At 45.3% G+C, this 23,952-nt stretch carries 23 protein-coding genes; 14 read left to right on the forward strand and 9 right to left on the reverse strand.

What is annotated here, in order from left to right:
• Positions 1–14: 14 nt before the first annotated feature.
• Complete coding sequence (gene fadA, locus EXT47_RS18080; RefSeq protein ID WP_010604167.1) at positions 15–1,184, reverse strand: acetyl-CoA C-acyltransferase FadA; 1,170 nt, start codon at positions 1,182–1,184, stop codon at positions 15–17.
• Position 1,185: 1 nt separating this feature from the next.
• Positions 1,186–3,348, reverse strand: coding sequence for a fatty acid oxidation complex subunit alpha FadB (fadB, locus tag EXT47_RS18085; RefSeq protein WP_069021929.1), 2,163 nt, complete (start codon positions 3,346–3,348; stop codon positions 1,186–1,188).
• A 280-nt stretch (positions 3,349–3,628) separates the two neighbouring features.
• Here fadB and EXT47_RS18090 point away from each other — a divergent pair, with 280 nt between their 5' ends.
• From EXT47_RS18090 to EXT47_RS18115, 6 genes are all read left to right on the forward strand, one after another.
• Positions 3,629–5,518 (forward strand): transglycosylase SLT domain-containing protein, encoded by a 1,890-nt coding sequence (locus EXT47_RS18090; protein WP_130127228.1) that lies wholly within the window; start codon positions 3,629–3,631, stop codon positions 5,516–5,518.
• A gap of 94 nt (positions 5,519–5,612) precedes the next feature.
• Positions 5,613–6,935: a Xaa-Pro dipeptidase gene (gene pepQ, locus EXT47_RS18095; protein WP_130127229.1), complete on the forward strand. Its 1,323-nt coding sequence runs from the start codon at positions 5,613–5,615 to the stop codon at positions 6,933–6,935.
• A gap of 67 nt (positions 6,936–7,002) precedes the next feature.
• Entirely contained in the window at positions 7,003–7,620 is a 618-nt protein-coding gene (locus EXT47_RS18100) for a YigZ family protein (RefSeq protein WP_130127230.1), read from the forward strand.
• A gap of 63 nt (positions 7,621–7,683) precedes the next feature.
• Complete coding sequence (locus tag EXT47_RS18105; protein ID WP_010376815.1) at positions 7,684–9,135, forward strand: TrkH family potassium uptake protein; 1,452 nt, start codon at positions 7,684–7,686, stop codon at positions 9,133–9,135.
• Positions 9,136–9,293: 158 nt separating this feature from the next.
• A complete protein-coding gene (locus EXT47_RS18110) occupies positions 9,294–9,827 on the forward strand; it encodes a hypothetical protein (RefSeq protein ID WP_239360173.1) in 534 nt (177 codons plus the stop codon).
• Between the two features lie 128 nt (positions 9,828–9,955).
• Positions 9,956–10,639, forward strand: a complete 684-nt coding sequence (locus EXT47_RS18115; protein WP_039493118.1) for a flagellar brake protein — start codon at positions 9,956–9,958, stop codon at positions 10,637–10,639.
• Between the two features lie 6 nt (positions 10,640–10,645).
• Here the strand turns inward: EXT47_RS18115 and trkA are convergent, their stop codons facing one another.
• Genes trkA through def form a run of 4 tightly spaced genes read right to left on the reverse strand, consistent with a single transcriptional unit; the run spans position 10,646 to position 14,818 of the window.
• Positions 10,646–12,022, reverse strand: coding sequence for a Trk system potassium transporter TrkA (trkA, locus tag EXT47_RS18120; RefSeq protein WP_017218519.1), 1,377 nt, complete (start codon positions 12,020–12,022; stop codon positions 10,646–10,648).
• 22 nt (positions 12,023–12,044) lie between these two features.
• A complete protein-coding gene (rsmB, locus tag EXT47_RS18125) occupies positions 12,045–13,328 on the reverse strand; it encodes a 16S rRNA (cytosine(967)-C(5))-methyltransferase RsmB (protein WP_130127231.1) in 1,284 nt (427 codons plus the stop codon).
• On the reverse strand, positions 13,325–14,272 hold the full coding sequence (fmt, locus tag EXT47_RS18130) for a methionyl-tRNA formyltransferase (protein ID WP_130127232.1): 948 nt from the start codon (positions 14,270–14,272) through the stop codon (positions 13,325–13,327). Before fmt ends, rsmB begins: the two co-directional genes overlap by 4 nt.
• A gap of 33 nt (positions 14,273–14,305) precedes the next feature.
• Complete coding sequence (gene def / locus EXT47_RS18135; RefSeq protein WP_130127233.1) at positions 14,306–14,818, reverse strand: peptide deformylase; 513 nt, start codon at positions 14,816–14,818, stop codon at positions 14,306–14,308.
• 127 nt (positions 14,819–14,945) lie between these two features.
• On the opposite strand from def, the gene EXT47_RS18140 reads away from it, so the two are divergent.
• The 6 genes from EXT47_RS18140 (at position 14,946) to hemF (ending at position 19,952) form a co-directional block, all read left to right on the forward strand.
• Positions 14,946–16,085, forward strand: a complete 1,140-nt coding sequence (locus EXT47_RS18140) for a LysM peptidoglycan-binding domain-containing protein (RefSeq protein ID WP_130127234.1) — start codon at positions 14,946–14,948, stop codon at positions 16,083–16,085.
• 47 nt (positions 16,086–16,132) lie between these two features.
• Positions 16,133–17,215: a DNA-processing protein DprA gene (gene dprA, locus EXT47_RS18145; protein ID WP_130127235.1), complete on the forward strand. Its 1,083-nt coding sequence runs from the start codon at positions 16,133–16,135 to the stop codon at positions 17,213–17,215.
• Between the two features lie 4 nt (positions 17,216–17,219).
• Complete coding sequence (locus EXT47_RS18150; RefSeq protein WP_010376797.1) at positions 17,220–17,693, forward strand: DUF494 family protein; 474 nt, start codon at positions 17,220–17,222, stop codon at positions 17,691–17,693.
• A gap of 197 nt (positions 17,694–17,890) precedes the next feature.
• Complete coding sequence (locus tag EXT47_RS18155) at positions 17,891–18,457, forward strand: type I DNA topoisomerase (RefSeq protein WP_130127236.1); 567 nt, start codon at positions 17,891–17,893, stop codon at positions 18,455–18,457.
• A complete protein-coding gene (locus tag EXT47_RS18160; protein ID WP_130127240.1) occupies positions 18,454–19,032 on the forward strand; it encodes an L-threonylcarbamoyladenylate synthase in 579 nt (192 codons plus the stop codon). The genes EXT47_RS18155 and EXT47_RS18160 overlap by 4 nt, the downstream gene beginning before the upstream one ends.
• 8 nt (positions 19,033–19,040) lie before the next feature.
• Positions 19,041–19,952, forward strand: coding sequence for an oxygen-dependent coproporphyrinogen oxidase (gene hemF / locus EXT47_RS18165; RefSeq protein WP_010604183.1), 912 nt, complete (start codon positions 19,041–19,043; stop codon positions 19,950–19,952).
• Positions 19,953–19,998: 46 nt separating this feature from the next.
• On the opposite strand, the gene EXT47_RS18170 is transcribed toward hemF, so the two are convergent.
• A complete protein-coding gene (locus tag EXT47_RS18170) occupies positions 19,999–21,606 on the reverse strand; it encodes a methyl-accepting chemotaxis protein (RefSeq protein ID WP_039493102.1) in 1,608 nt (535 codons plus the stop codon).
• Positions 21,607–21,705: 99 nt separating this feature from the next.
• Entirely contained in the window at positions 21,706–22,161 is a 456-nt protein-coding gene (locus tag EXT47_RS18175; RefSeq protein WP_130127237.1) for a group II truncated hemoglobin, read from the reverse strand.
• Between the two features lie 29 nt (positions 22,162–22,190).
• Here EXT47_RS18175 and aroE point away from each other — a divergent pair, with 29 nt between their 5' ends.
• The gene (gene aroE / locus EXT47_RS18180; protein ID WP_130127238.1) at positions 22,191–23,003 is read left to right on the forward strand and encodes a shikimate dehydrogenase; all 813 of its coding nucleotides are present in this window, start codon (positions 22,191–22,193) and stop codon (positions 23,001–23,003) included.
• A 2-nt stretch (positions 23,004–23,005) separates the two neighbouring features.
• Entirely contained in the window at positions 23,006–23,239 is a 234-nt protein-coding gene (locus tag EXT47_RS18185) for a DUF1488 family protein (RefSeq protein ID WP_010604187.1), read from the forward strand.
• Here EXT47_RS18185 and EXT47_RS18190 read toward each other — a convergent pair.
• Entirely contained in the window at positions 23,225–23,770 is a 546-nt protein-coding gene (locus EXT47_RS18190; RefSeq protein WP_039493095.1) for a gamma carbonic anhydrase family protein, read from the reverse strand. The two genes, EXT47_RS18185 and EXT47_RS18190, sit on opposite strands and share 15 nt — an antisense overlap.
• Positions 23,771–23,952 lie beyond the last annotated feature (182 nt).

The raw sequence follows: 23,952 nt of genomic DNA on the forward strand, positions 1-23,952 counted from the left end.
CCAGCTGGTTGGAATTAGTTATCTACGCGCTCGAATACGGTAGCAATGCCTTGGCCTAAACCAATACACATAGTTGCAAGACCATACTTCGCGTCTTTCTCTTCCATTAGATTGATAAGTGTTGTGCTAATACGTGAGCCTGAGCAACCAAGTGGGTGACCGAGTGCAATTGCACCACCGTTGAGGTTCACTTTCTCATCTACCTTGTCTAGTAGACCAAGGTCTTTTAGCACTGGTAGTGATTGCGCTGCAAAGGCTTCGTTTAGTTCTGCAACATCAATATCATCGATAGTAATGCCCGCCTGCTTTAAGGCTTTTTGTGATGCCGGAACTGGACCGTAACCCATGATGGAAGGATCGCAACCTGCGACTGCCATTGACTTAACACGAGCACGAATTGGAAGACCGAGTTCTCTTGCTTTAGACTCGCTCATGACCAACATAGCTGAAGCACCGTCAGACAGCGCTGAAGAGGTACCTGCAGTTACCGTACCCGATGCTGGGTTAAATACAGGACGTAGCTGTCCTAGACCTTCTAGGCTTGTCTCTGGACGGATAACTTCGTCATGCTCGACAAGTACTGGTGTACCATCGGCATCATGACCTTCCATTGGTAGGATTTCTTTTGCAAAACGCCCTTCAAGGGTTGCGGCATGTGCACGCTGGTGTGAACGTACGGCAAATTCATCTTGCTGCTCACGACTGATACCGTGCATTAGCGCTAAGTACTCAGCTGTTAACCCCATCACGCCAGCAGCTTGTGCAACTGATGTCGCAAGGCCTGGGTGAAAGTCATTACCATGTGTCATTGGTACGTGACCCATGTGCTCAACACCACCGATAAGGTAAGTGTCACCAGCACCGGTCATGATAGCGCGAGCTGCGTCATGCAATGCCTGCATTGACGAACCGCATAGGCGGTTTACGGTTACCGCCGGTACGGTGTGAGGAATGCCAGCTAAGAGGGCAGCGTTACGACCAACGTTAAAGCCTTGCTCTAACGTTTGCTGTACACAGCCCCAGTAGATGTCATCAATTGAGTCTGGTGCTACTTGAGGGTTACGCTCAAGTAGGCCTTTCATCAAGTGTGCGCTGAGGTCTTCGGCACGTTTATGCTTAAATACACCGCCTTTTGAACGGCCCATTGGGGTACGAATACAATCTACGATTACCGCGTTTTCCATGTTACTGGCCCTCCACTTGATAGAACACTTTACCTTCATCTGCCCACTGTCTAGTTTGCTCAGAAACTTGATAAATTTCACCAAGGTGAGCGTACTTATCAGCCATAGCTACAAAGTTTGCGAGGCCGATTTGGTCTAGATAGCGGAATGCACCACCTCTGAATGGAGGGAAGCCGATACCGTAGATCAGTGCCATGTCTGCTTCTTGCGGTGAAGCAACTATGTTTTCTTGCAGACACAGTAACACTTCATTGATCATTGGCACCATACAACGCTCAATAATCGTCTGTTTATCAAATTCAGTTGGGGCGTCACAAATACCGCTCAGCAGCTCAAGCGCGCTGTCGTCTTTACTCTTCTTCAGACGACCTTTGCGATCTGGTGCGTATTGGTAGAAGCCTTTTTGGTTTTTCTGACCAAAGCGTTCGGCACCCGCAAGTACTGCGACAGGATCTTTGTCTTTACGTGCCATGCGAGTAGGGAAGCCATCAGCCATTACACCAGTACAATGGTTTGCCGTATCGATACCCACTACGTCTAGTAGATACGCGGGACCCATTGGCCAGCCGAAGACATTTTCCATAACCTTATCTACTTTTGCAAAGTCAGCACCTTCTACAACAAGTTGGCTGAAGCCTGCAAAGTAAGGGAATAGAACACGGTTCACGAAGAAACCCGGGCAATCATTAACAACGATAGGAGACTTGCCAAGCTTTAAGGCATAATCTACCACTGCGGCAACGGTTTCATCCGATGTCTGTTCGCCACGAATGATTTCTACCAATGGCATTTTTGGCACTGGGTTAAAGAAGTGCATGCCACAGAAGTTTTCTGGCTTCTCAAGTGCGGTGGCTAACTCATCAATACGAATAGTCGATGTATTTGAAGTCAGGATGGTACCTTCTGGTAATTGCGACTCTAAACTCGCCAATACCGTTTTCTTGATTTTAGGGTTTTCAACAACGGCTTCTACGATGATGTCTGAGCCTTGTAGATCGTGATCGTTGAGCGTTGCTTTGATTTTACCTAAAGTGGCAATCATCTTGTCCATCGACATGTGGCCGCGCTGTACTTTTTTACCAAGTAGTTTTGCAGCCTCACCCATACCAAGGTCTAAGGCACCTTGCTGGATGTCTTTCATGACAATTGGCGTACCTTTGTAGGCTGATTGGTAAGCGATACCGCCACCCATAATACCAGCACCAAGTACCGCAGCTTGTTTGATCTCGGTTTTACTTTGTTTTGCTTGTTTCTTGGCAACCGTTTTGATGTATTGATCCGCTAAGAAAATACCGGTCTGTGCTGCGGCTTCTGCCGTTTTGGCAAGCTTAGCAAAGTTTTGGTTTTCGAGTGCCATCGCTTCGCTGCGGCTAAGGTTAGCTGCTGCTTTAAGCGTTTGTACCGCCATCATCGGTGCAGGGTAATGACCTTTGGTTTTTGCCATGACTAAGCCTTCGGCCATACCAAAGCTCATACCTTGTTCAACACGATTCATCTTCAATGGGTCAAGCTTGATTTGGCGTTTCGCGCGCCAATCCAATTTACCTGCAATGGCTTGCTCCAAGGTACGAATAGCGGCAGCCATAAGTTTGTCAGCAGCTACTACACCGTCAACCGCACCCACTTTTAGTGCGTCATTCGCTCGGTTTTCTTGGCCTGTGGTGATCCACGTCATTGCGTTGTCAGCGCCGATTAAGCGAGGAAGTCTTACGGTACCACCAAAGCCCGGCATAATGCCAAGCTTAACTTCTGGTAGGCCAATTTTTGCGTTGTCAGTTGCAATACGGTAATCCGTGGCGAGTAACCACTCGCAACCACCGCCAAGCGCAAGGCCATTTACTGCCGATAGTGTAGGGAAAGGTAAATCTTCTATTGCGTCGAAGACATCGGTTGCGGTTTTAATCCAACCAACAAGTTCTTCTTCTGGGCGTTGGAAAGTCGGAAGGAATTCAAAAATATCAGCGCCAACAATAAAGTGGTCTTTGTCGCTGGTAAAAATTAAGCCGTCGATGTCGTCGCGCTGGCTCAATTCGATAAGCGCTTCGTGGCTTTCCTTTAGTACTTGCTGAGATAGTTTGTTTACTGAGCCTGGTAGGCAAAACTTAAACTCAGCGATATTGCCTTTGCAAAAATCAACTACAAAGGACTCGCGTTTGATTAACATACATGTTCTCCCGTGCTTTACACTGGTACGATGAGTTGTAATTTCAATCAGTGTGGATCCTTTGGCGGCAAATTGCAATGAAAAATTTACCGCACATTTACTGAAATACCTGAGTCGGTTTGCTATGGTGGCTTAACGTACCTCGCATTTAGTGTCATTTATGAGCATGCTCGCAAGTGACAAGCCGAGTTTTGGTCTTCAGCGCCATCTTTAGATAAGCATAATTTGGCTGTATTTCAATTTAGGTGTGTATTCTTTTGGCAGATAAAAAAGGGTTTGCATGACATATTGGTTACCCCGCTTAGCTGCAGGCAGCTTATGTATGGTGAGCTGGCTCTGTGCAGCCGATAGCACTCACGACGAATTTAAAGAGGCTGAGCGTGTCGCTTGGTCTGGTAATTATAGTAATTTTAAAGCTGCAACAGCGCAGCTCGATCACCCACTTAAGCCGTACGTTGAAAAGGCGTTTTATGAACGTCATCCTAAGCTCAAGTACCAGCAAGAAATTCAGCACTTTTTAACGGTATACGAACACACCCCATTAGAATGGCCTGTACGCTCTGCTTGGCTCGATTATTTAAAGCGTCATAAAAAGAAAGCACGATTCATCGAATTTTATCGTGAGACCAGCGATACTGAACTCAAGTGTACGTATTTGGCGTATCAGTCGGACTTAGGTGCGCCAAAAAAAGCCATTCTTGATCAGGTAGCCGATATTTGGACGGTGGGAAAGTCTCAGCCTAAAGCCTGTGATAGCCTTTTTAGCCAATGGCAAAAGGCGGGGTATAGAACGCCTGAGCGTGTCTGGCAGCGTATTTCCAGTGCTGCGCAATCCGGTCAAACGTCACTGCTAGATTATCTTGAGAAGCTGTTACCAAAAAATGAGGCGTATCTTGCCGAGCTTTATAAAAAGGTTCGCCAAGATCCGAGTGCGGCTGCCGGGCTTTATCGGTTTAGTAAACGCACTGAAAAAGAAGCCGAAATTGCGGTATATGGTGTAAGACGCCTAGTTTGGCGTGAGCCTGATTTAGCGCTGCGTGCCTGGCAGAAGATGCAGGATATGTTTACCTTTACCCAGCAGCAAAAGGATAGCGTTGCTTATCGTTTTGCTCTGGCACTTGCGTCTAAAGGCCATGAAGACGCACGGTTTTGGCTAAATAAAGTGCCTAAATCGCTGCAGGACAAAAAGCTACTCCAGTGGCTGATGAGTAACATGCTGAAAGAGCAAGATTGGGAAGGGATCTCGGCCTTATTCGTGGGTCACGAGCAGCTTAGCAATGGTCAACAATACTGGCTAGCATATAGCCTCGCGAAGCGTGGCGAGTTGGCTAAGGCTAACGAGATTTGGCAGCAATTAGCACAAGAGCGTGATTACTACGGCTTTTTGGCCGCTGCGCGCTTAGGATTACCAGTCTCACTAAATGAAGAGCCGTTAAATGTTGACCCCAGCATTGTAGAACGAGTATCTCATGCGCCTGGTTTTAAGCGAGCGAAGGCTTTATACGAACTGGGAAGGTATACTCAAGCACGCCGAGAGTGGAACTACCTTACTAATACCTCAAGCAAAGAGGAAAAGCTTGCTGCATCCATATTGGCTGCTGAGTTTGATTGGTACGACAGCACTATTTTTACTCTTGCACAGATCAAAGCTTGGGATTACGTTGATTTACGTTTTCCGATGGCATTTAAAGATCTGTTCACTAAATATAGTGAGCGTAATCGAGTCGATATCGCATGGAGCATTGCGATTGCTCGCCGGGAAAGCTCTTTCGCACCGGATGCACGCTCGAGTGCGGATGCTCACGGTTTAATGCAGCTGCTGCCAAGCACCGCCAAATACGTTAATAACCGCAAGCGCGTGGCAAAAAACCGCCTCTATCATCCGGCCACAAACATTCGTTTGGGGACCAGTTATTTAGAGTATTTGAAGCGTAAAAATGCTGGAAATGAGATTTTGGCGACAGCATCGTACAACGCGGGTTATCATAGAATTAAGCGTTGGCTGCCGTCAGAGGCCATGCCTGCTGAACTTTGGATTGAGCTGATCCCGTACCGAGAAACACGTGACTACGTGAAAAATGTGATGGCATATCGACAGGTTTACCACACCCGTCTTGGTCGTGATGGCAACATATTGGCAAGTATCTTGGATATGAAAATTGTGAAATAACCGCACATGGCTGGTGCTTAGACTCAGTTCGTCGTTTTTAGGTAGCAGCTATGATAGACTCGATAGTATGTGAATTTTTGAAAATGGGTACACCATGGATAAGTTAGCAAATTTATACGCAGAGCATATTGCCACGTTGCAACAGCGTACAAGAACGATAGTAGAAAGAGAAGGACTGGATGGACTTGTGATCCATTCGGGGCAAGCAAAGCGTCAATTCCTTGATGATATGTACTATCCGTTTAAAGTTAACCCGCAATTTAAAGCTTGGTTGCCTGTTATCGATAATCCGCATTGCTGGATTGTGGTCAATGGCAGTGACAAGCCGAAACTCATTTTTTATCGTCCGGTTGATTTTTGGCATAAAGTGCCTGACGAGCCGAGAGATTTTTGGGCAGAGTATTTTGATATTCAACTGCTGGTTAAGCCAGATCAGGTTGAACAGTTACTGCCATACGACAAAGCAAACTATGCCTATATCGGTGAATATTTAGAGGTTGCACAAGCGCTTGGCTTTACTCAAGTGAATCCAGAGCCGGTGATGAACTTCTTGCATTATCATCGTGCATATAAAACTCAGTATGAAATTGCATGTTTACGTGAAGCAAGCCGTCTTGGTGTGCTTGGCCACATGGCGGCGCGCGATGCCTTCTTTGCTGGTGGCTCCGAATTTGAAATTCAACAAGCTTATCTTAATGCAACTCAGCATATGGAAAACGATACGCCATATGGCAATATTGTCGCCTTGAATGAAAATTGTGCGATTTTGCACTATACCCATTTTGAGCGTAAAGCGCCGAGTAAGCACTTATCATTTTTGATTGATGCTGGTGCAAACTTTAATGGTTATGCGTCAGATATTACCCGTACTTATGATTTTGCTAAACAAGGCGAGTTTGCCGAGTTGGTGAAAGTCATGAACGATCACCAAGTTGAGTTGGGCAAAGCATTGCAACCGGGCAAACTATACGGTGAGCTGCATATCGATTGTCATAATCGCGTGGCGCAAGTGCTGAGTGACTTTGGTATTGTTAAACTCGATGCTCAGGCCATCGTCGAGAAGGGGATTTCTTCCACTTTCTTCCCTCATGGTCTCGGTCACCATATTGGTCTACAGGTACACGATATGGGCGGATTCATGGCTGATGAAGCCGGTACGCACCAAGCACCACCTGAAGGTCACCCGTTCTTGCGTTGTACTCGTAAGATAGAGGCTAATCAGGTGTTCACTATTGAGCCTGGGTTATACTTCATCGATTCATTGTTGGAAGACTTGGCGCAAACAGAAAACAAACAGTATATCAATTGGGATAAGGTTGATGCACTGAAGCCTTACGGTGGTATCCGTATTGAAGATAACATCATTGTGCATGAAGATAGACTAGAAAATATGACGCGAGATTTCGGTCTCGAGTAAGCTGACTTCTAGCGCTAAAAGTAAGTATATTTGGGGGCCGATTGGCTCCCTTTTAGTTTGGAACATTATGTCTGAATATTTCATTCCGAGTGGATCATTGAGTCATCATGAGGAAATTAAGAAGAGCACGTTTATCGTGCATTTGGCCCACACGCCAACCATCGAAGATGCTAAAGCGTTTATTAAACAGATTAATGATGCGTATCCTGATGCAAGACACAATTGTTGGGCCCATATTGCCGGCCCCCCAGGTGGTAGCCATGTTTTAGGGTTTTCTGATGATGGCGAGCCTAACGGGACGGCTGGTAAGCCAATGCTAAATGTGCTGATGGGATCAGGGATTGGTGAGATCACTGCGGTGACGACGCGTTATTTCGGTGGTATTAAGCTCGGCACCGGGGGATTGGTCAGAGCCTATGGTGGTACGCTTAATAACGCGCTAGCACAGCTAAGCACGACTAAAAAGGTACCGGCTTCTATTATTGTGGGCCACAGTGATTACCATCTTCAAGGTGTGATAGAGCAGCTATTACAAAGTCAGTTTACAGTGCTAAATTTAGATAAAGAATACACTGCTAATATTACCTGGCAAATAGCAGTAGATAGTCGTGAAACACAACAAATCATTGATGCTATTTATGAATTAACCAATGGTGTTGTATTATTTAAGCAACTCAAGGAGTAGGCTCTACTTCTTTACATTCACTCATTAACCTCTGGTTAAATAACAAAAAGCGCAGCGTACAAAATGCAATTTCGTACCATAATAAAAATACTCGGGCAGTTAGTCGCTCTATTTAGTATCACTATGGTGCCACCAGCCATTGTATCTTTGATATACAAAGATGGTGGTGGTGTACCTTTTGTTTTAGCTTTCATTTTTAGTGTGCTAATGGGTTTGTTTGCGTACTACCCAAACCGCAAGGAAAACGGCGATCTTAAAGCCAGAGAGGGCTTCTTAATCGTTGTCTTATTCTGGCTGGTACTGGGGTCGTTTGCATCATTGCCGCTTATTTTCTTAGATAAACCGAATCTATCTCTAGCAGATGCCGTGTTTGAAGCTTTTTCTGGGCTGACAACGACAGGGGCTACGGTCTTGACGGGCATAGAGCATTTACCTAAAGCGGTATTATTCTATCGCCAGCAGTTGCAGTGGCTTGGTGGTATGGGGATCATTGTATTGGCCGTAGCCGTTCTTCCTATGCTTGGAGTTGGTGGCATGCAGTTATATCGTGCTGAAACACCAGGTCCAGTTAAAGACTCAAAAATGACACCGCGTATTGCCGATACCGCCAAGCACCTTTGGTATATCTATGTGTCTCTAACGGCGGCTTGTACGCTGGCTTATTGGATAGCAGGAATGAATTGGTTTGATGCTATCTGTCATGCGTTTGCCACGATAGCCATCGGCGGCTTCTCAACCTATGATGCTTCTATGGGTTACTTCGATAATCCATTTATTAATGTTATTTGTGTCGTCTTCTTGTTGATTGCTGCCATTAACTTCTCGCTACATTATGCTGCGGTATCGAGTCGCAATATTAAAGCCTATTTGCGAGATCCTGAGTTTAAAGTCTTTCTGTTTATCCAGTTAGCGTTGGTGGTGATTTGTTTTGCGGTATTGTCGTCAAACAATGTCTATGAAACGGGTGATGAGACCTTAGATCAAGCGATGTTTCAGGCTGTGTCAATTAGTACTACCGCGGGCTTTGCGACCGATAGCTTCTCAACCTGGCCGCTGTTTTTACCTATTCTCTTGATTTTCTCCAGCTTCATTGGAGGCTGTGCTGGCTCTACGGGTGGTGGTATGAAGGTTGTACGTGTCTTCTTGCTCTATTTACAGGGGATCCGTGAGCTTAATCGTTTAGTGCATCCGCGTGCTATATATTCGATAAAATTGGGTCGAAAGGCACTACCAGATAAAGTGGTTGAGGCTGTGTGGGGGTTCTTTTCGGCCTATGCTCTGGTATTTGTGATTATTATGATTGCATTGCTCGGGACGGGACTCGATAACATTACTGCGTTTTCAGCAACTGCGGCTTGTCTAAACAACTTGGGGCCTGGGTTGGGAGACGTTGCGGCGCATTATGGTGATATTAGTGATACCGCAAAGTGGATCCTTACGCTTGCAATGGTCTTTGGTCGCTTAGAGATCTTCACGCTGTTAGTCTTATTTACTCCTACCTTCTGGCGTGGGTAACTGTGCTTAAGTTGTGGGCTCCTTTGCTGAGAGTCTACAACTGACTGTGTCATTACCTCGTTTCTGCCACTCTAGTGACAAGTTGTCATCTTATCTTTGAACTTCGCAAAGAAAAAGTTAATAAAAATTTCAAAAACTCGGATTTTCGGGGTTTTCAAGTGTCAATATTTTTACAACGATTTAACTTGGAGGCGACGATATTGCTTGCCACACGCTTTTCAGATAAAGGATTTAAAGTGATAAAGGGATTTGCTGCTAGCCATGAGCAGGGCTTAGGTATGCAGCTTATAGAACGAAGCGTAATACAGTTGAATAGCTTAATCGATGAAGTCGGTTACTTGCAGCTTAATCAGCTTACATTAGGTCGTGCCCAGAGCTATGACTTATTTCATCAAGTTGGCTGTGAGAGCGGTGCGCGTTTCGTTGTTCAAGTGATCTCAGAAAATGAGCTCTGGCAAAAGCGCCAGATACCAGCAATTATCGATGATTTTGAGACTGAGGGAGTGGGCTGTTTATTCAAGCGTGATGTCTCGGGTATATTATTTGTTGCTAAGCGCAATAGCGAACCTATGATGTTATTTATTGAAGCAGAAGAGCTTGCATTGCCACAAAGCTCACTTGAAGTACAAAGCAGAATGATGACCCTAAGAGATGGCGCATTAATGCTAAAAAGCCATTTTTTAGTAAAGTGATTGACCCCTTTTTAGGTATTGTTGGTAGTCGAAGAGTTGTAATTAATCTGAATTCAGTTTTAAATAGCCTTCCGCTAAAACTGCTACAATAAAAAAGTAGTAGAGTAAACTCAGGAAGGGTTGGATCCATGTTAAAAACTCAGGAGGTTGGGCAGGATACTTTGCTCACCGCTATCAGCGCTGGAAGTATTGTTGACTTAGAAATTTGTTTACCGGCAAATAGCAAAAGAGTAAAAACAGAATACGTCGGTATGCTCCAAGGGGCATTTTTAATTCTTAACCATCCCAACCCTAAGCGATTAGGCGCGGCGCTGGACTTTGTGATGGAAGGGACTTCGGTTATCGTCCGAGCTTTGCTCGAGAATGGCGATGGCCAAGTCATTGCATTCAAATCGCAAATAAAAGCGGTTTCAGTCCATCCCGCGCGGCTTATTTTTCTTTATTTACCCGAAAAAGTACAAACCTACAAACTCCGCTCGCAAAACCGTGTGCCAACCTTAATTCCCGCAAAATTTCACTGCCATGGCAGTAAAGATGTTGGGGTGATAAAAGACATTTCACTTGCTGGTTTACAGCTAGACTTAACGTCGATTGATGCCGAGCATATGGAAGAGGGGCTGAAATGTGAGGTGTTCATTGAAGGAAAAGAAGGGAATCAGATCACGCTAGAGGGCGATATTCGGCGCATAAAGAGTCATGATAAAATCGTCTCTTTAGGTATTCACTTAACCTCAGCTCCGGACATAATCCGTAGTGTATTAAAAGATTACCTAATCGATTTGTCTATTTTTCAAGATCAACAAGATACCTAGGGCGCTTTAAACGAATAAAGCGCTTACTTGGAAGAGTTTTTCCACAACACCGATTTGCTTTTTATCGATCAGGAACATAATCACATGGTCGCCTGAGAGAATAATGGTATCGTCATGTGCGATTAGTACATCTTCATCACGGACAATGGCACCGATAGTCGCGCCCGGTGGCAATTTAATATCTCGAATTGCACGACCGACAACCTTAGAGGTGTTCTCATCACCATGTGCGACGGCTTCAATGGCTTCTGCTGCACCTTTACGCAATGAATACACGTTAACGATATCACCACGGCGAACATGGGTGAGTAGCGCTGAGATAGTCGCTTGCTGTGGTGAGATAGCAATATCAATGTCGCCACCTTGCACGAGGTCAACGTAGGCACCACGTTGAATAAGCGCCATGGTCTTTTGTACGCCCATACGCTTTGCAAGCATCGCAGCCATAATGTTGGCTTCGTCGTCGTTCGTCACTGCGATGAACACGTCTACTTGCTCTATATGTTCTTCTGATAACAGCTCTTGGTCTGAGGCATCGCCACAAAAAACCACCGTATTATCGAGCGTTTCAGACAACTGCGTGGCACGAGCTTGATTGCGCTCAATAAGTTTGACGCTGTGGTTTTTGTCTAATGAGCTGGCCAATCCCGCACCTATGTTACCGCCACCGGCAATCATAATTTTCTTGTAAGAGCGTTCGAGCTTTTGTAGCTCGTTCATGACCGCTCGAATATGCTTGGTTGCGGCGATAAAGAAGACTTCATCATCGGCTTCAATTACGGTGGTGCCGAGTGGCTTGATGGCTTTGCCTTGACGATAAATAGCGGCAACACGGGTATCGACGTTTGGAATATGCTCTTTTAATGCAGAAAGTGCATAGCCAACGAGTAAACCGCCGTAATAAGCCTTAACCGCCACGAGTGACAGCATGCCCTCAGCAAATTGCAGCACCTGCAAAGCGCCTGGGTAATCTATTAGCCTGCGGATATATTGCGTTACTAGCTGCTCCGGTGCGATGTAATGATCGACCGGTAAGTCGTCATTGTGAAACAGCTTTTCTTTGTACTTTAAGTATTGCTCAGAGCGGATCCGCGCAATTTTGGTCGGCGTATTGAAAATACTATATGCAACCTGACACGCAATCATATTGACTTCATCTGAGCTGGTTACGGCGATTATCATGTCGGCGTCTTCAGCACCTGCTTGACGTAAGATCTCAGGGTGAGCACTGTGGCCAGTGACCCCCTGTAGATCGTATTTGTCTTGCAGCTCTCTTAAGCGCTCGCCATCGATGTCGACAACGGTAATTTCATTTTCTTCACCGACGAGGTTTTCTGCCAGTGTCCCGCCGACTTGGCCGGCGCCTAAGATGATGATTTTCATATTGGTTACGGTCGATTTTCTATTATTGTTTTGTCAACTTTGCGTAGTAAAACCCATCACTCAATCCGGGTAATAGCTGCAAGCCTGGTTGTGTTTGTGTGTCTGCATCATGCAAAGGTACAAGCGTCGCATCAGGGGTCACAGAAAGAAAGCGTGCGATCTGTTGCTGGTTCTCTTGTGGTAGTACCGAGCAGGTAGCATAAACTAGTGTGCCACCGGGCTTAAGCAATGGCCAGATTTTATCAATAATTTGTGCCTGTAACGTCACCAAGTTATCAATATCAGAAGCGCGTCTTAGCCATTTGATGTCCGGGTGTCTTCTAATAACGCCAGTTGCAGAGCAAGGTACATCCAATAAGATGCGATCATATTGCTCACCATCCCACCATGTTTCAGGGTCACTTGCATCGCCCTCAAGACATTTGGCCGACAATCTGATCCGTTCAAGGTTTTGCTCTACACGTTGCAAGCGATCACCATCAGCGTCAATTGCAGTCACTTTGGCGTCAGCTAACTCCAAGATATGGCAAGTCTTACCGCCTGGAGCGGCACAAGCATCAAGGATATTTTCACCGGCTTGTGGTGCTAATAATCTCGCGGCTTTTTGGGCGGCGGCGTCCTGTACTGAGCAAGCGCCAGCGGCAAATTGTGGTAGCGCATAAACGTCAATCGGGCTATCAAGCAAGATCCCGTCAGGGTATTCACTATGAAGCTGATAGGCTACCCCTTCTTGGTCTAGCAGAGCTGCATAATCGGCAGTAGAGAATTGCGATTGGTTAACACGCAGCCACATTGGTGCTTGTTGTTGGTTCGCTTCTAAAATAGCTTGCCATTGAGTTGGGTAAGCCGCTTTTAGTTGATTGATAAACCAGCCCGGGTGGTTGTATAAACAAGCAGGGATTTCGGCAGCACTGGTTTCTAGTTCGACCTGATGACGTTGGAAGCTGCGTAAAATTGCATTAACTAAGCCTTTCATGCCAGGCGCTCTTAGTGGCGTAAGTGCGTTTACCGTTTCGGCTACTGCAGCATGAGCTGGTACGCGCATATGTTGTAGTTGGTAAATACCCACATACAACAAAAACTGGAAAACACGGCGTTTACCTTTAAGCGGTTGCTCAAGTAACTGCTGGCAATAGTGTTCAAGCGAAGGCAAATATCTTAATACGCCGTAGCAAATTTGCTGTAGCAAGGCTTTGTCTTTACCGTCTAACTGGCTGGTGGCAAGTGGTAATTGAGCACTTAACGACGCGCCTTTATCGACGACTTGAAATAGGGTTTGGGCAGCGAGTGCGCGTACATTACTCACGCGTCACCAACCTTAGCACCAATTGCTACCCAGTCGGCTCGACCATTCAAAAAGTCTTGTGCAGACATGGGCTTTTTACCTTGTGGTTGCAAGGTGTGAATTTCCAATGCCTGTGTGCCACAGGCAATTACGATACCGTGCTTGTCCGCACGTAGCACATGTCCTGCATCACCTTGTTCGTCAACTACCTTCGCCTGCCAAATCTTGACGCTGTTACCTGCCATATTGGTAAAGCAAACCGGCCATGGATTAAATGCGCGGATGTTACGTTCAATTTGCGCAGCTTCCATCTGCCAGTCAATCTCGGCTTCTTCTTTGCTTAGTTTCTTAGCATAATTCGCTAGCGTATCGTCTTGCTTTTCTGGCGTGATCTCGCCCGCAGATAAGCGTGCTAGCGTATCAATAAGCGCATCAGGCCCAAGTTCAGCAAGCTTGTTGTAGAGATCTGCACTGGTATCAGTTGCTGTAATAGGGCAGCGGGCGATGTGCAACATACCACCGGTATCTAGGCCCTCGTCCATTTGCATGATGGTCACGCCAGTTTCATTGTCGCCAGCCCAAATAGCACGCTGAATAGGCGCAGCGCCTCGCCATCGCGGTAAAATTGAGCCATGAACATTCAGGCAACCAAGTCGAGGAGTATCTAAAATGGCTTTTGGTAATAATACTCCGTAGGCGACAACAATCATGACATCGGCATCAAGCGCAGCTAGTTCTGCCTGTGCTTCCGGTGTTTTTAATGATTGCGGTTGTAGCACTGGCAGGTTGTGTTCTTGTGCTAGCACTTTTACTTCACATGCTTTGAGCTTTTTCCCGCGTCCTGCAGGGCGGTCGGGTGGGCAGTACACTGCCACGACGTCATGTTGTGATTGAATAAGTGCGTCAAGGTGGCGCGCTGCAAAGTCAGGCGTGCCTGCGAAAACGATACGCAAAGGATTACTCACGAAATACCCTAAAGTCAGTTAGTTGGAGATTGGTTAAGCTTGCTTCGCAGCGAACTTAGCTTCTTTTTCAAGCTTCTTACGAATACGATCACGCTTTAGTGGCGATAGGTAATCGATAAATAGCTTACCAACTAAGTGGTCTAATTCGTGTTGAATACAAACGGCAAGCAAACCATCTGCGTCTAATTCATACGTTTCACCATGTTCGTTTGTTGCCTTTACCGTGACGGTTTCAGCGCGATCTACTTTTGCGTATGAATATGGCACTGACAAGCAGCCTTCTTCACTCACAGTAGAACCATCGCGTTTGGTTATTTCTGGATTGATTAATACGCGCGGTTCGTCGCGCTCTTCAGAAACGTCAATAACGACGATTCGCTGATGAATATCCACTTGCGTAGCCGCAAGGCCGATACCATTTTCATCGTACATCGTTTCCAGCATGTCTTTAACTATTTGACGTACCTCGTCATTCACCTCTGCTACAGGCTGTGCAACAGTGCGTAAACGCTCATCTGGGAACTTTAAAACTTCTAATATGGCCATGATTACCCTAAATCAATTTATCGTGTAAGCTGTTGTAAGCTAGTGTATGGTCTTATTTTAGCCATTCAAGTTCCCCTTTAACAGGTTTTGGTGGATAATAACCAAAAATAACCACAAGGAAGCCATCATGAAATATCCGATTGCTGCATTAATACTCGCTGGCTGCTCAGTTTTCTCTGTGAAGGCGGACACTTTGTCTGTAAAAGCAGATGCGCCGCAGCGTTATGTGGTGAAAAAAGGCGATACCTTGTGGGATATTTCAAAAATGTACTTACGTTCTCCATGGAAGTGGAAGCAATTGTGGCAGTGGAACCCTAGTATTCAAAACCCAGATCTGATTTATCCAGGAGATAGTCTTAAGCTACTCTACGATGAAAATGGTAATCCTATGTTGGTGTTAGACAAAGGTGTGAAGAAACTGTCGCCGCATACGCGTATTGTTAACCAAAAAGCGGCTGCCATTCCTACCTTACCACTTCCTATCATGGAACCTTTTTTGCGGTTCGAGCAAGCGCTTTCTGAGTCGGAATTTTCTGATAGTCCAATTGTTCTCGGGGCTAACCGTAATATTAAAAATGCGACTCCGGGTCATCTTTTGTACATTAAAGCTGATTTAGTAAAAGGCGGGCACTATGCCATCTATCGTCGTGGTGAAAGCTACCGTACCTTAGACAGCCAACAACTGCTTGGCTTGGAAGCCGTGTTAGTTGGTTCTGGCCATGTGGTTGAGCAGGGAGATATCGTGGCGGGGCGTCCAGCAAAGCTACAGTTAGAAGTTGCCAAACAAGAAGTTAGGGCCGGGGATATTGTACTACCCATATCTACGGGGCAAAGTTTTCCGGCACAGTTTTCTATGTCTCGCCCTGAGCAACAAACTTTGGGCCGTATTATTGCGAGCGATAATAAGCTCAGAGAGTTTAGCACCATGAGTGTAGTGGTGTTGGATGTGGGGAGTAAAGCGCAGCTAAAAGAGGGACATGTCCTTGATATCGTAAGGCAATCGCCTACAGTTATAGAAAGCCAACACGGTCCGCGCTATATTGAAGATGCATCACGACTCGACAAACTGATCACCGAAATGGGGTCTTGGTTTGGTGAGGAAAACGATGACGACAGCGTAGTATGGCATATGCCAAAGGAAAAAGTCGGTGAGCTGATGGTCTTTAAAGTGTATGAAGACTTAAGCTACGCTATGGTTGTTGAAACTTCGGAGCCGATCCGCGTTGGTGATCATGTACAAGCATTCAAGGAAACTGCCAGTAATTAAGTGGTAGAATTTCTCCTTGAGTGAGTCAGTAAACTCAAGGAGAGAGTATGAAACAAGCTAAACTAGCTCAAGCTTTGGCATTAGCCCTGTGCCAAGGGCTGGGTATCAAAACCATCACCGCATTACTTAATCAAGTCCCCCTTGCGCAATTATTCACATTAAACCAAGATGAGCTTTGTCAACTTGGGCTGCAAGAAAATGTTGCTGCTAACTTAGCGAGTACAGATTGGTCTCGTATCGAGCACATACTGGCTTACTGTCAACGTCAGCAAATTGATGTTGTATCTTTGTTTTCTCCTGAATACCCCGAGCAACTAAAAGAGATCTGTAATCCTCCCTTAGTGCTATTTTGCAGAGGGAATATTGCGTTATTAAAACAACCACAAATTGCGGTTGTCGGTAGTCGCAGTTCAACAAGAACTGGGCTTGGGCTTGCACATGAATTTGCACAGGGCTTAAGTCGCTCTGGATTGGTGGTGACGTCGGGTATGGCAAGAGGGATTGATGGCGCAGCGCACCAAGGAGCACTTGATGTTCAAGGAGGAACCATTGCTGTGCTAGGGACTGGTGTTGATGTTGTTTACCCCAAACGCCATCAACGACTTTATGAAGACATCGTACAGCATGGTTTGGTGGTGAGTGAGTTCTTACCAAACACTCAAGCAAATAGTAATCACTTTCCGCGGCGTAATCGCATAATCTCAGGTTTATCTTTGGGTGTTTTGTTGGTTGAAGCCGAAGTAAAAAGTGGCTCGCTGATTACTGCACGCTATGCACTGGAGCAAAACAAAGAAGTGTTTGCGATCCCAGGCTCAATTAAAAATCGATTAAGTAGCGGTTGTCATTACTTGATTAAGCAAGGGGCAAAACTCACCGAAAATATTGAGGATATTTTGGAAGAAGTGAGCTTTTTTTGTGAAAACAGTCTATATAGTATAGAAATAGGGGAGCAAAAAGAGGAGCAATGTCCCGTATTAGAAAACCTTGGCTTTGAGGTGACGTCAGTCGACACTTTAACGCAAAGGACCCAGTGGCCAGTAGAGCAGGTGATTGCCAGACTATTGGACCTAGAACTCGAAGATAAAGTAGAGCGTGTACTCGACGGCTACATAAAACTCGCGAGGGGTTAAGAAGATGTTTGATATTTTAATGTATTTATTTGAGAACTATATTCACAGTGAGGCAGAAATCTTTGTCGAACAAAATGAACTCACCGATGAACTCCTTCGCGCCGGCTTTAATCAAGGCGAAATATATAAAGCGCTTGATTGGCTTGAGCAACTTGCAGATTTACAACACAGTGACGAAAACCCCTATTTAAATGCTAAACCGGATCATGCGACACGGATCTACACCGATAGCGAATGCAATATGCTAGACGTTGAGAGCCGTGGTTTTTTAATGTTTGTGGAACAAGTCGGAGTGATTGACAGTACCACCAGAGAAATGGTGATGGATCGTTTATTCGCGTTGGATAAAACCTATATCAGCCTAGATGATTTAAAATGGGTGATACTAATGGTGCTATTTAATGTGCCGGGTAAAGAACATGCTTATGCGCAGATGGAAGATCTGATTTTTACCGAGCCTGCATCTGTAGTTCATTAACTCGCCCTAGCATGACAAGTTTCCTTCGGTAAGTTGAGGTTCTGACCTCAGCTTACCGCCTTTCAAATAATGTTCCTGCTTAGTTGAAAACACTGATATCAAATACTTGCAAGGGGGAATTTCCATCATTTCCTTGACCCTAAAAACGAGGCTATTATATTAGGCGCATACTTGCACAAGGGGGCGGTGGTAAAGCGATGAGTAAAATAGACCATGCATTATTTAATGCAGACAAACATGCATTAGAAAAAGAGTATGAAGTATGCCCAGAATGTGGCTCTGAGCTGATAATCAAAAACAGTAAAAATGGTCCATTTATTGGCTGCGCTAGCTACCCTACTTGTGCTTATATTCGCCCACTCGCACATCATGATAGTCATGTAATTAAAGTACTAGAAGATGTGGCTTGTCCTGAGTGCGGCAAAGATTTAGTGATAAAAAATGGCCGCTATGGCATGTTTATTGGCTGTACTGGGTATCCTGATTGCCACTATATTGGTCATGAAGATGCGCCACCCACAGCGGCGTTACCAGCGTGTCCAAAATGCCAAAAAGGCAACCTAATTCAGCGTAAAAATAAGTTTGGTAAACACTTTTATAGTTGTGACACTTATCCAAGTTGTAAGTATACCTTGAACGCCAAGCCTGTAGAGCAGGCTTGCCCTGAGTGTCATTGGCCCGTGCTGGTGGAGAAAACCCGAGCGGGTAAAGCTGTGCTACAATGCCCACAGAAATCATGTCAAAAGATAGTGGAAATACCGTGAGTAATGACAATAAAGCGGATGCTGCGACAATAACAACGCCTGAGTCGGCACTTCAAGCTGGCGAAGTGATCTGTTATCCAACGGAAGCCATTTATGGTTTAGGTTGTGATCCTGATAACCAAGATGCGGTCACTAAGTTACTAACAATCAAATCTCGACCCATAGAAAAAGGGTTAATCTTAATCGCCGACAATTATGGTCAATGTTTGTCCTACGTGGATGACAATAAAATCCCGATGGATAAGCGCGCTGATATTTTTTCGTCATGGCCTGGCGCCATTACTTGGTTATTGCCAGCGAAAGCCAGTACGCCGCATTGGTTAACTGGGGGACACGACACTATCGCTATTCGTGTTACTAGCCACCCCATTGTAAAGCAGTTATGTCAACGCTTTGGTAAGCCGATTGTATCTACCAGTGCCAATGTAACGGGTCAAACTCCAGTTGTTTCGTTGTCGGAAGCTCGTAGCCAGTTTGGCTCGCAAGTTGGCTATTATGTTGAAGGTGAGTTAGGCGGTAATACGACCCCAAGCGTCATTAAAAATGCAATGACTGGCCAAGTGATCCGAGGATAAAAAGTACCATGAGTAAAATAAACCTAGAGACCGTAAAAGCCTTTTTATTACAACTACAAGATAATATCTGCCAAGGCTTAGAGGCTGCCGATGGTAACGCTCAGTTTGTTGAAGATGCCTGGGAGCGTGCTGAAGGTGGTGGCGGTCGCACTCGCGTGATCCGTAATGGCGATGTTATTGAGCAAGGCGGGGTAAACTATTCACATGTTTTTGGCGCTTCCATGCCAGCCTCAGCGACGGCACACCGTCCAGAGTTAGCAGGCAGAAGCTTCCATGCCTGCGGGGTATCTTTAGTGATCCACCCGAAGAATCCCAATATTCCAACTAGCCACGCCAATGTGCGTTTTTTTATTGCTGAAAAAGAAGGTGAAGAGCCGATTTGGTGGTTTGGTGGTGGTTTTGATTTAACCCCATTTTATCCAGTTCTTGATGATGTGAAGCACTGGCACCAAGTTGCAAAGGATTTGTGCGCACCATTTGGTGACGCGGTATACGGTGACTACAAAAAGTGGTGTGATGAATATTTCTACTTAAAACATCGAGATGAGACTCGAGGTGTGGGTGGTCTATTCTTTGATGACTTAAACCAATGGGGCTTTGAAAAGAGCTTTGCATTTATGCAAGCTGTTGGTAATGGCTTCCTTGATGCTTATCTGCCTATTATTGAAAAACGCAAAGATACACCGTATAGCGAACAAGAGCGTCAATTCCAGCTATATCGCCGAGGCCGTTACGTTGAATTTAATCTGGTATGGGATCGAGGCACATTGTTTGGTCTACAAACAGGTGGACGTACCGAGTCTATTTTAATGTCGATGCCACCATTGGCACGTTGGGAGTATGACTTCCAGCCAGAGCCAGGATCGAAAGAAGCTGAGCTGTATAATTATCTTACGCCAAAGAATTGGTTGGCGATGTAATAGAGTAAAAGGAGCCTCGGCTCCTTTTTTACTTTTAGCGGTTCACTTAGTTTAATTTAAATCCGCGCACTTGCTCATCTAAATCGCGCGCAAGGGTGAGCAACTCTTCACTGATCTGTTTTGAGCCATGGGCATCAACTAGCGAGCGCTCAGCATTATCGCTAATCGCCACTACGCTACGATTGATTTCTTCAGCGGCCAAGTTTTGCTGTTCAGTGGCATCGGCAATTTGCAGGTTTAAGGCATTAATTTCGTGCATCTGTGTCGAGATGTCTTTGAGCGCTTGTGCCACTTTCTTGACCTGATGTGCGCGGTCATCTGCTTCTTCGCAAGAAGCACTCATTGCTGCTACGGTTTGCTGTGCCTCGGACTGTAGCTTATCGATAGTACGTTTGATTTCATCGGTTGAGTCATGTGTTCGTGTCGCAAGTGTTCTGACTTCGTCCGCAACAACCGCAAACCCTCTTCCTGCTTCCCCGGCGCGCGCGGCCTCTATTGCTGCATTGAGCGCTAAGAGGTTGGTTTGCTCCGCGATACTACTGATCACTTCGAGTACTTTACCCACTTCTAGTGTTTGTGCTTGAAGCTGAGAAACTTGTTCTGCAGCTTGCCTTACATCTTGTGCTAATTGGTTGATACTTTGCTCAGTATGATTAGCAACAGCCATGCTTTCCTCTGCGAGGTGATTGCTGCTATCAGACTTTTCTGATGCAAAGTGGGTGGTATTTTTTACTTCACTTGAAGAGCTTTCAAGCTCGTTAATTGCGGCTGCAACAGAGTCCGTCCCTTGTTTTTGCTCTTGAATGGCCTGCTCGGTAGTTTCCGCTGAAGCATATATAGATTCTGCTGAGTGAATAAGTATTTTTGAAGAGTTGGATAACTGCGCAATATTGTCTTTAAAGCTATCCATCATTTTATTGAAGTTAATCGCCAAACGTCCAAGCTCGTCATCGACTTGGTCGTCTATTCGTAATGATAAGTCTTTGTTCGTCGTTGCGAGGCGCATGGTCCGGCCTAGCGTTTTTAGTCGTACTATAAAGAGCTTCCTAAAAAGTACGCCTAAAATCACAAAGGTGGTAATAAAGATAGCAGAGAGAAGCGCAGTGCTAAACCATGTATTAGTGTGTACCGTATTATCAATATCATCCAAAGAGTAACTGATCCGCACAACACCGAGCACATCGCCTTCCTTTGCCTGATGACAACCCAAGCAATTTGTTCCTTTATAGCTTTCTTTGGCCACCATCGGCTTTAAATAAGTCATGATGCGACTACCGTCGCGTTGTTCAATAACTAAGGTTTCTTTCCCGTTCAACGCATCAAATTCAGCCTCAGAGTTAGGTGCTTGATTTGCATTACCTGAACCGTAAAGCTTATTAACTTGCTCGGAGCGAATAATATGCGCATCTTCGATATTTGGATGATTGCGAATTTTATCACTCAGAATTTCACGGTTTGCCATGGTGCCGGTCAGCATCATAGTATTGATAGAGTCAAAGTAATTATCTGCCAGTAGCTTAATATTACTTTCGACGGTTTCTTCAGCGAGCGTCTTTTGTTGACTGCTGCTACTAAGGATACTGGCAATCAAGACGAGCACGCCCGTCACTGCCAGTAACGCATAAATTTTATGTTGAATAGATTTCACACGCATCGCACCTGTACACAATTAGAACAGTGATTATGCATCTCTACTCAAGAGCGGGATTTGACCTAGCGCAAAATAGCCGTGTAATTTTAATTAACTAATACTTTAGTTTTGTTCTTGATTAATCATATGTGTCGCAAGCTGAGCGAGGGACTGCCTTAATCCTTCTCTTAATAATGGGTTTCCTACCTCTAAGTCTAATGCTGTATTCATGCAGTGCATCCATTGGTCCCGTAAATCTTGGTCGATAGGGAAGGGCATATGGCGCATTCTTAGGCGTGGGTGACCATATTTCTCTGCAAATAAATCGGGCCCGCCTAACCAACCAGAAAGAAATTCAAAAAATACCTGTCTGATCCTATCTAATGGTTGTGGATGCATATCGTAAAGCGGCTTTGCATAGGGGTCGGTTGCCATAATATCGTAAAAGCGGTTGGCAAGATCGCGGGCGCCTTGTTCTCCACCAATGATTTCATAAGGTGTTTTTTCTGGCGTGGGGGCACTATTTGTTTGTTCTACGGTTGCATCTTTATTAAAGATACGTTTAATTAACTGCTTCATAATGACTCTTTCAAGGCGCTCTTATAACGATGGACAAATACGCGGTATTCGGTAATCCGATAAAACATTCTAAATCGCCAGCAATCCATGCGCAATTCGCACAGCAATGCCAGCAGCAATTAGAATACGAGGCTATTTTGGCACCAGAAGATGCCTTTATTCAAACTGCATCGACATTTTTTGCCCAAGGTGGTTGTGGTGCGAATGTGACTTTACCTTTTAAAGAGCTGGCATTTGCCTTTGCGGATACCCTCACCGAACGAGCTAAGCTCGCTGGTGCTGTCAATACCCTAATCAAACAGCAAGATGGCAGTATTACAGGCGATAATACTGATGGTGCAGGTCTGGTGCGAGATCTCATGAAACACCAAACTAAACTTGAGGGGGCTAACGTACTATTGATTGGTGCAGGTGGCGCCGCCAAAGGCTGTATCTATCCGCTCCTCCTGGCCGGAGCAAAACGGATCGTCGTGACCAACCGTACTGAGTCAAAGGCATTGCAACTAGCAGAGCAATTTGCCTCGTATGGAGAGGTTACAGGGTGTGGCTTAAACAATACCCCCGACATTGGTTTCGATATTGTGATTAACTCCACCTCATCGAGCATCACAGGGGAGGTGCCAGATGTTAGCCCTACTGTTATTACATCCTGCTTAGTTGCCTACGATATGTTCTACAGCGACCAGCAAACAAGTTTCTTAGACTGGGTGGCGCAACATAATCAACAAACGCAATTGATTGATGGCATAGGTATGTTAGTTGAGCAGGCCGCTGAAGCGTTTTACCAATGGCGAGGGGTGAGACCTGATACGTCCGAAACATTTAGACTTATTAGAGGGTAAATATGAACCAAGCAATACTGTTTAATGATGACATCAGTTATCAGCAGGGAGAATTAACGTTTACGGCGATGGCCAGTGGTCAGCTGATCCGCTGTAAAATTGCAACTAAGCTTGAGCAGGAAGCCGCAATAGCGCACTTTGCTCAGCACCAATTCGATTATGAAATGCAGGCTGAGCAATTAATAGAAGATGAAGCGTTTAATGAGGCGGGAGAGATAAGCTTAGCTTTCCTCTAAATATTCATCTTTCAGTTCCACGTAATTTTGGGCGGACACTTTTAAAAATTGTAGCTCTTGTTCGGTGAGGGGTCTGGCTTGTTTTACCGGACTACCGACATATAAAAAACCGGACTCAAGATTTTTATTAGGCGGGACAAGTGCACCACCACCAATAATAACGTCATCACCTACGGTGACGTTGTCCATAATAATTGCACCCATACCCACGAGAATACGATTACCAAGTTTGCAACCATGCAACATGACTTTATGACCAACAGTCACATCATCACCAATAATAAGCGGGTAACCGTCAGGTACTGAAGCGCTCTTTCTTGTTAAATGCAGTACGCTGCCGTCTTGAACATTGGTTCGTTTCCCTATCTTGATGTAGTTCACATCGCCTCTGGCTGCAACCAATGGCCAAACGCTGCTGTCTTCGCCAATTTCAATATCACCGACCAAAACGGATGATTCATCAATATAAACGCCTTGTGCCAAGCGCGGGGATTTACCTTTATAACTTCTAAGCATGTCTAGATTACTCATCTCTCGTGTCTTGTGTCACTAGTGTAGAGTGTTGAATTGTAAAACTCTAGTACGAAAAAACTGCAAAAAGATAAGAAAAAGTGTCAAAAACAAGCGTTTCGCTTCATTTTTGCTCGAACAAACGTTTTTTCGCAATTTTCTTTAAAAAAAGGGTTGCACTAAAATCGGATCGCCCTATAATG

Source organism: Pseudoalteromonas sp. CO342X (assembly GCF_004208915.1).
In the GTDB taxonomy this organism is placed as follows: domain Bacteria; phylum Pseudomonadota; class Gammaproteobacteria; order Enterobacterales; family Alteromonadaceae; genus Pseudoalteromonas; species Pseudoalteromonas maricaloris.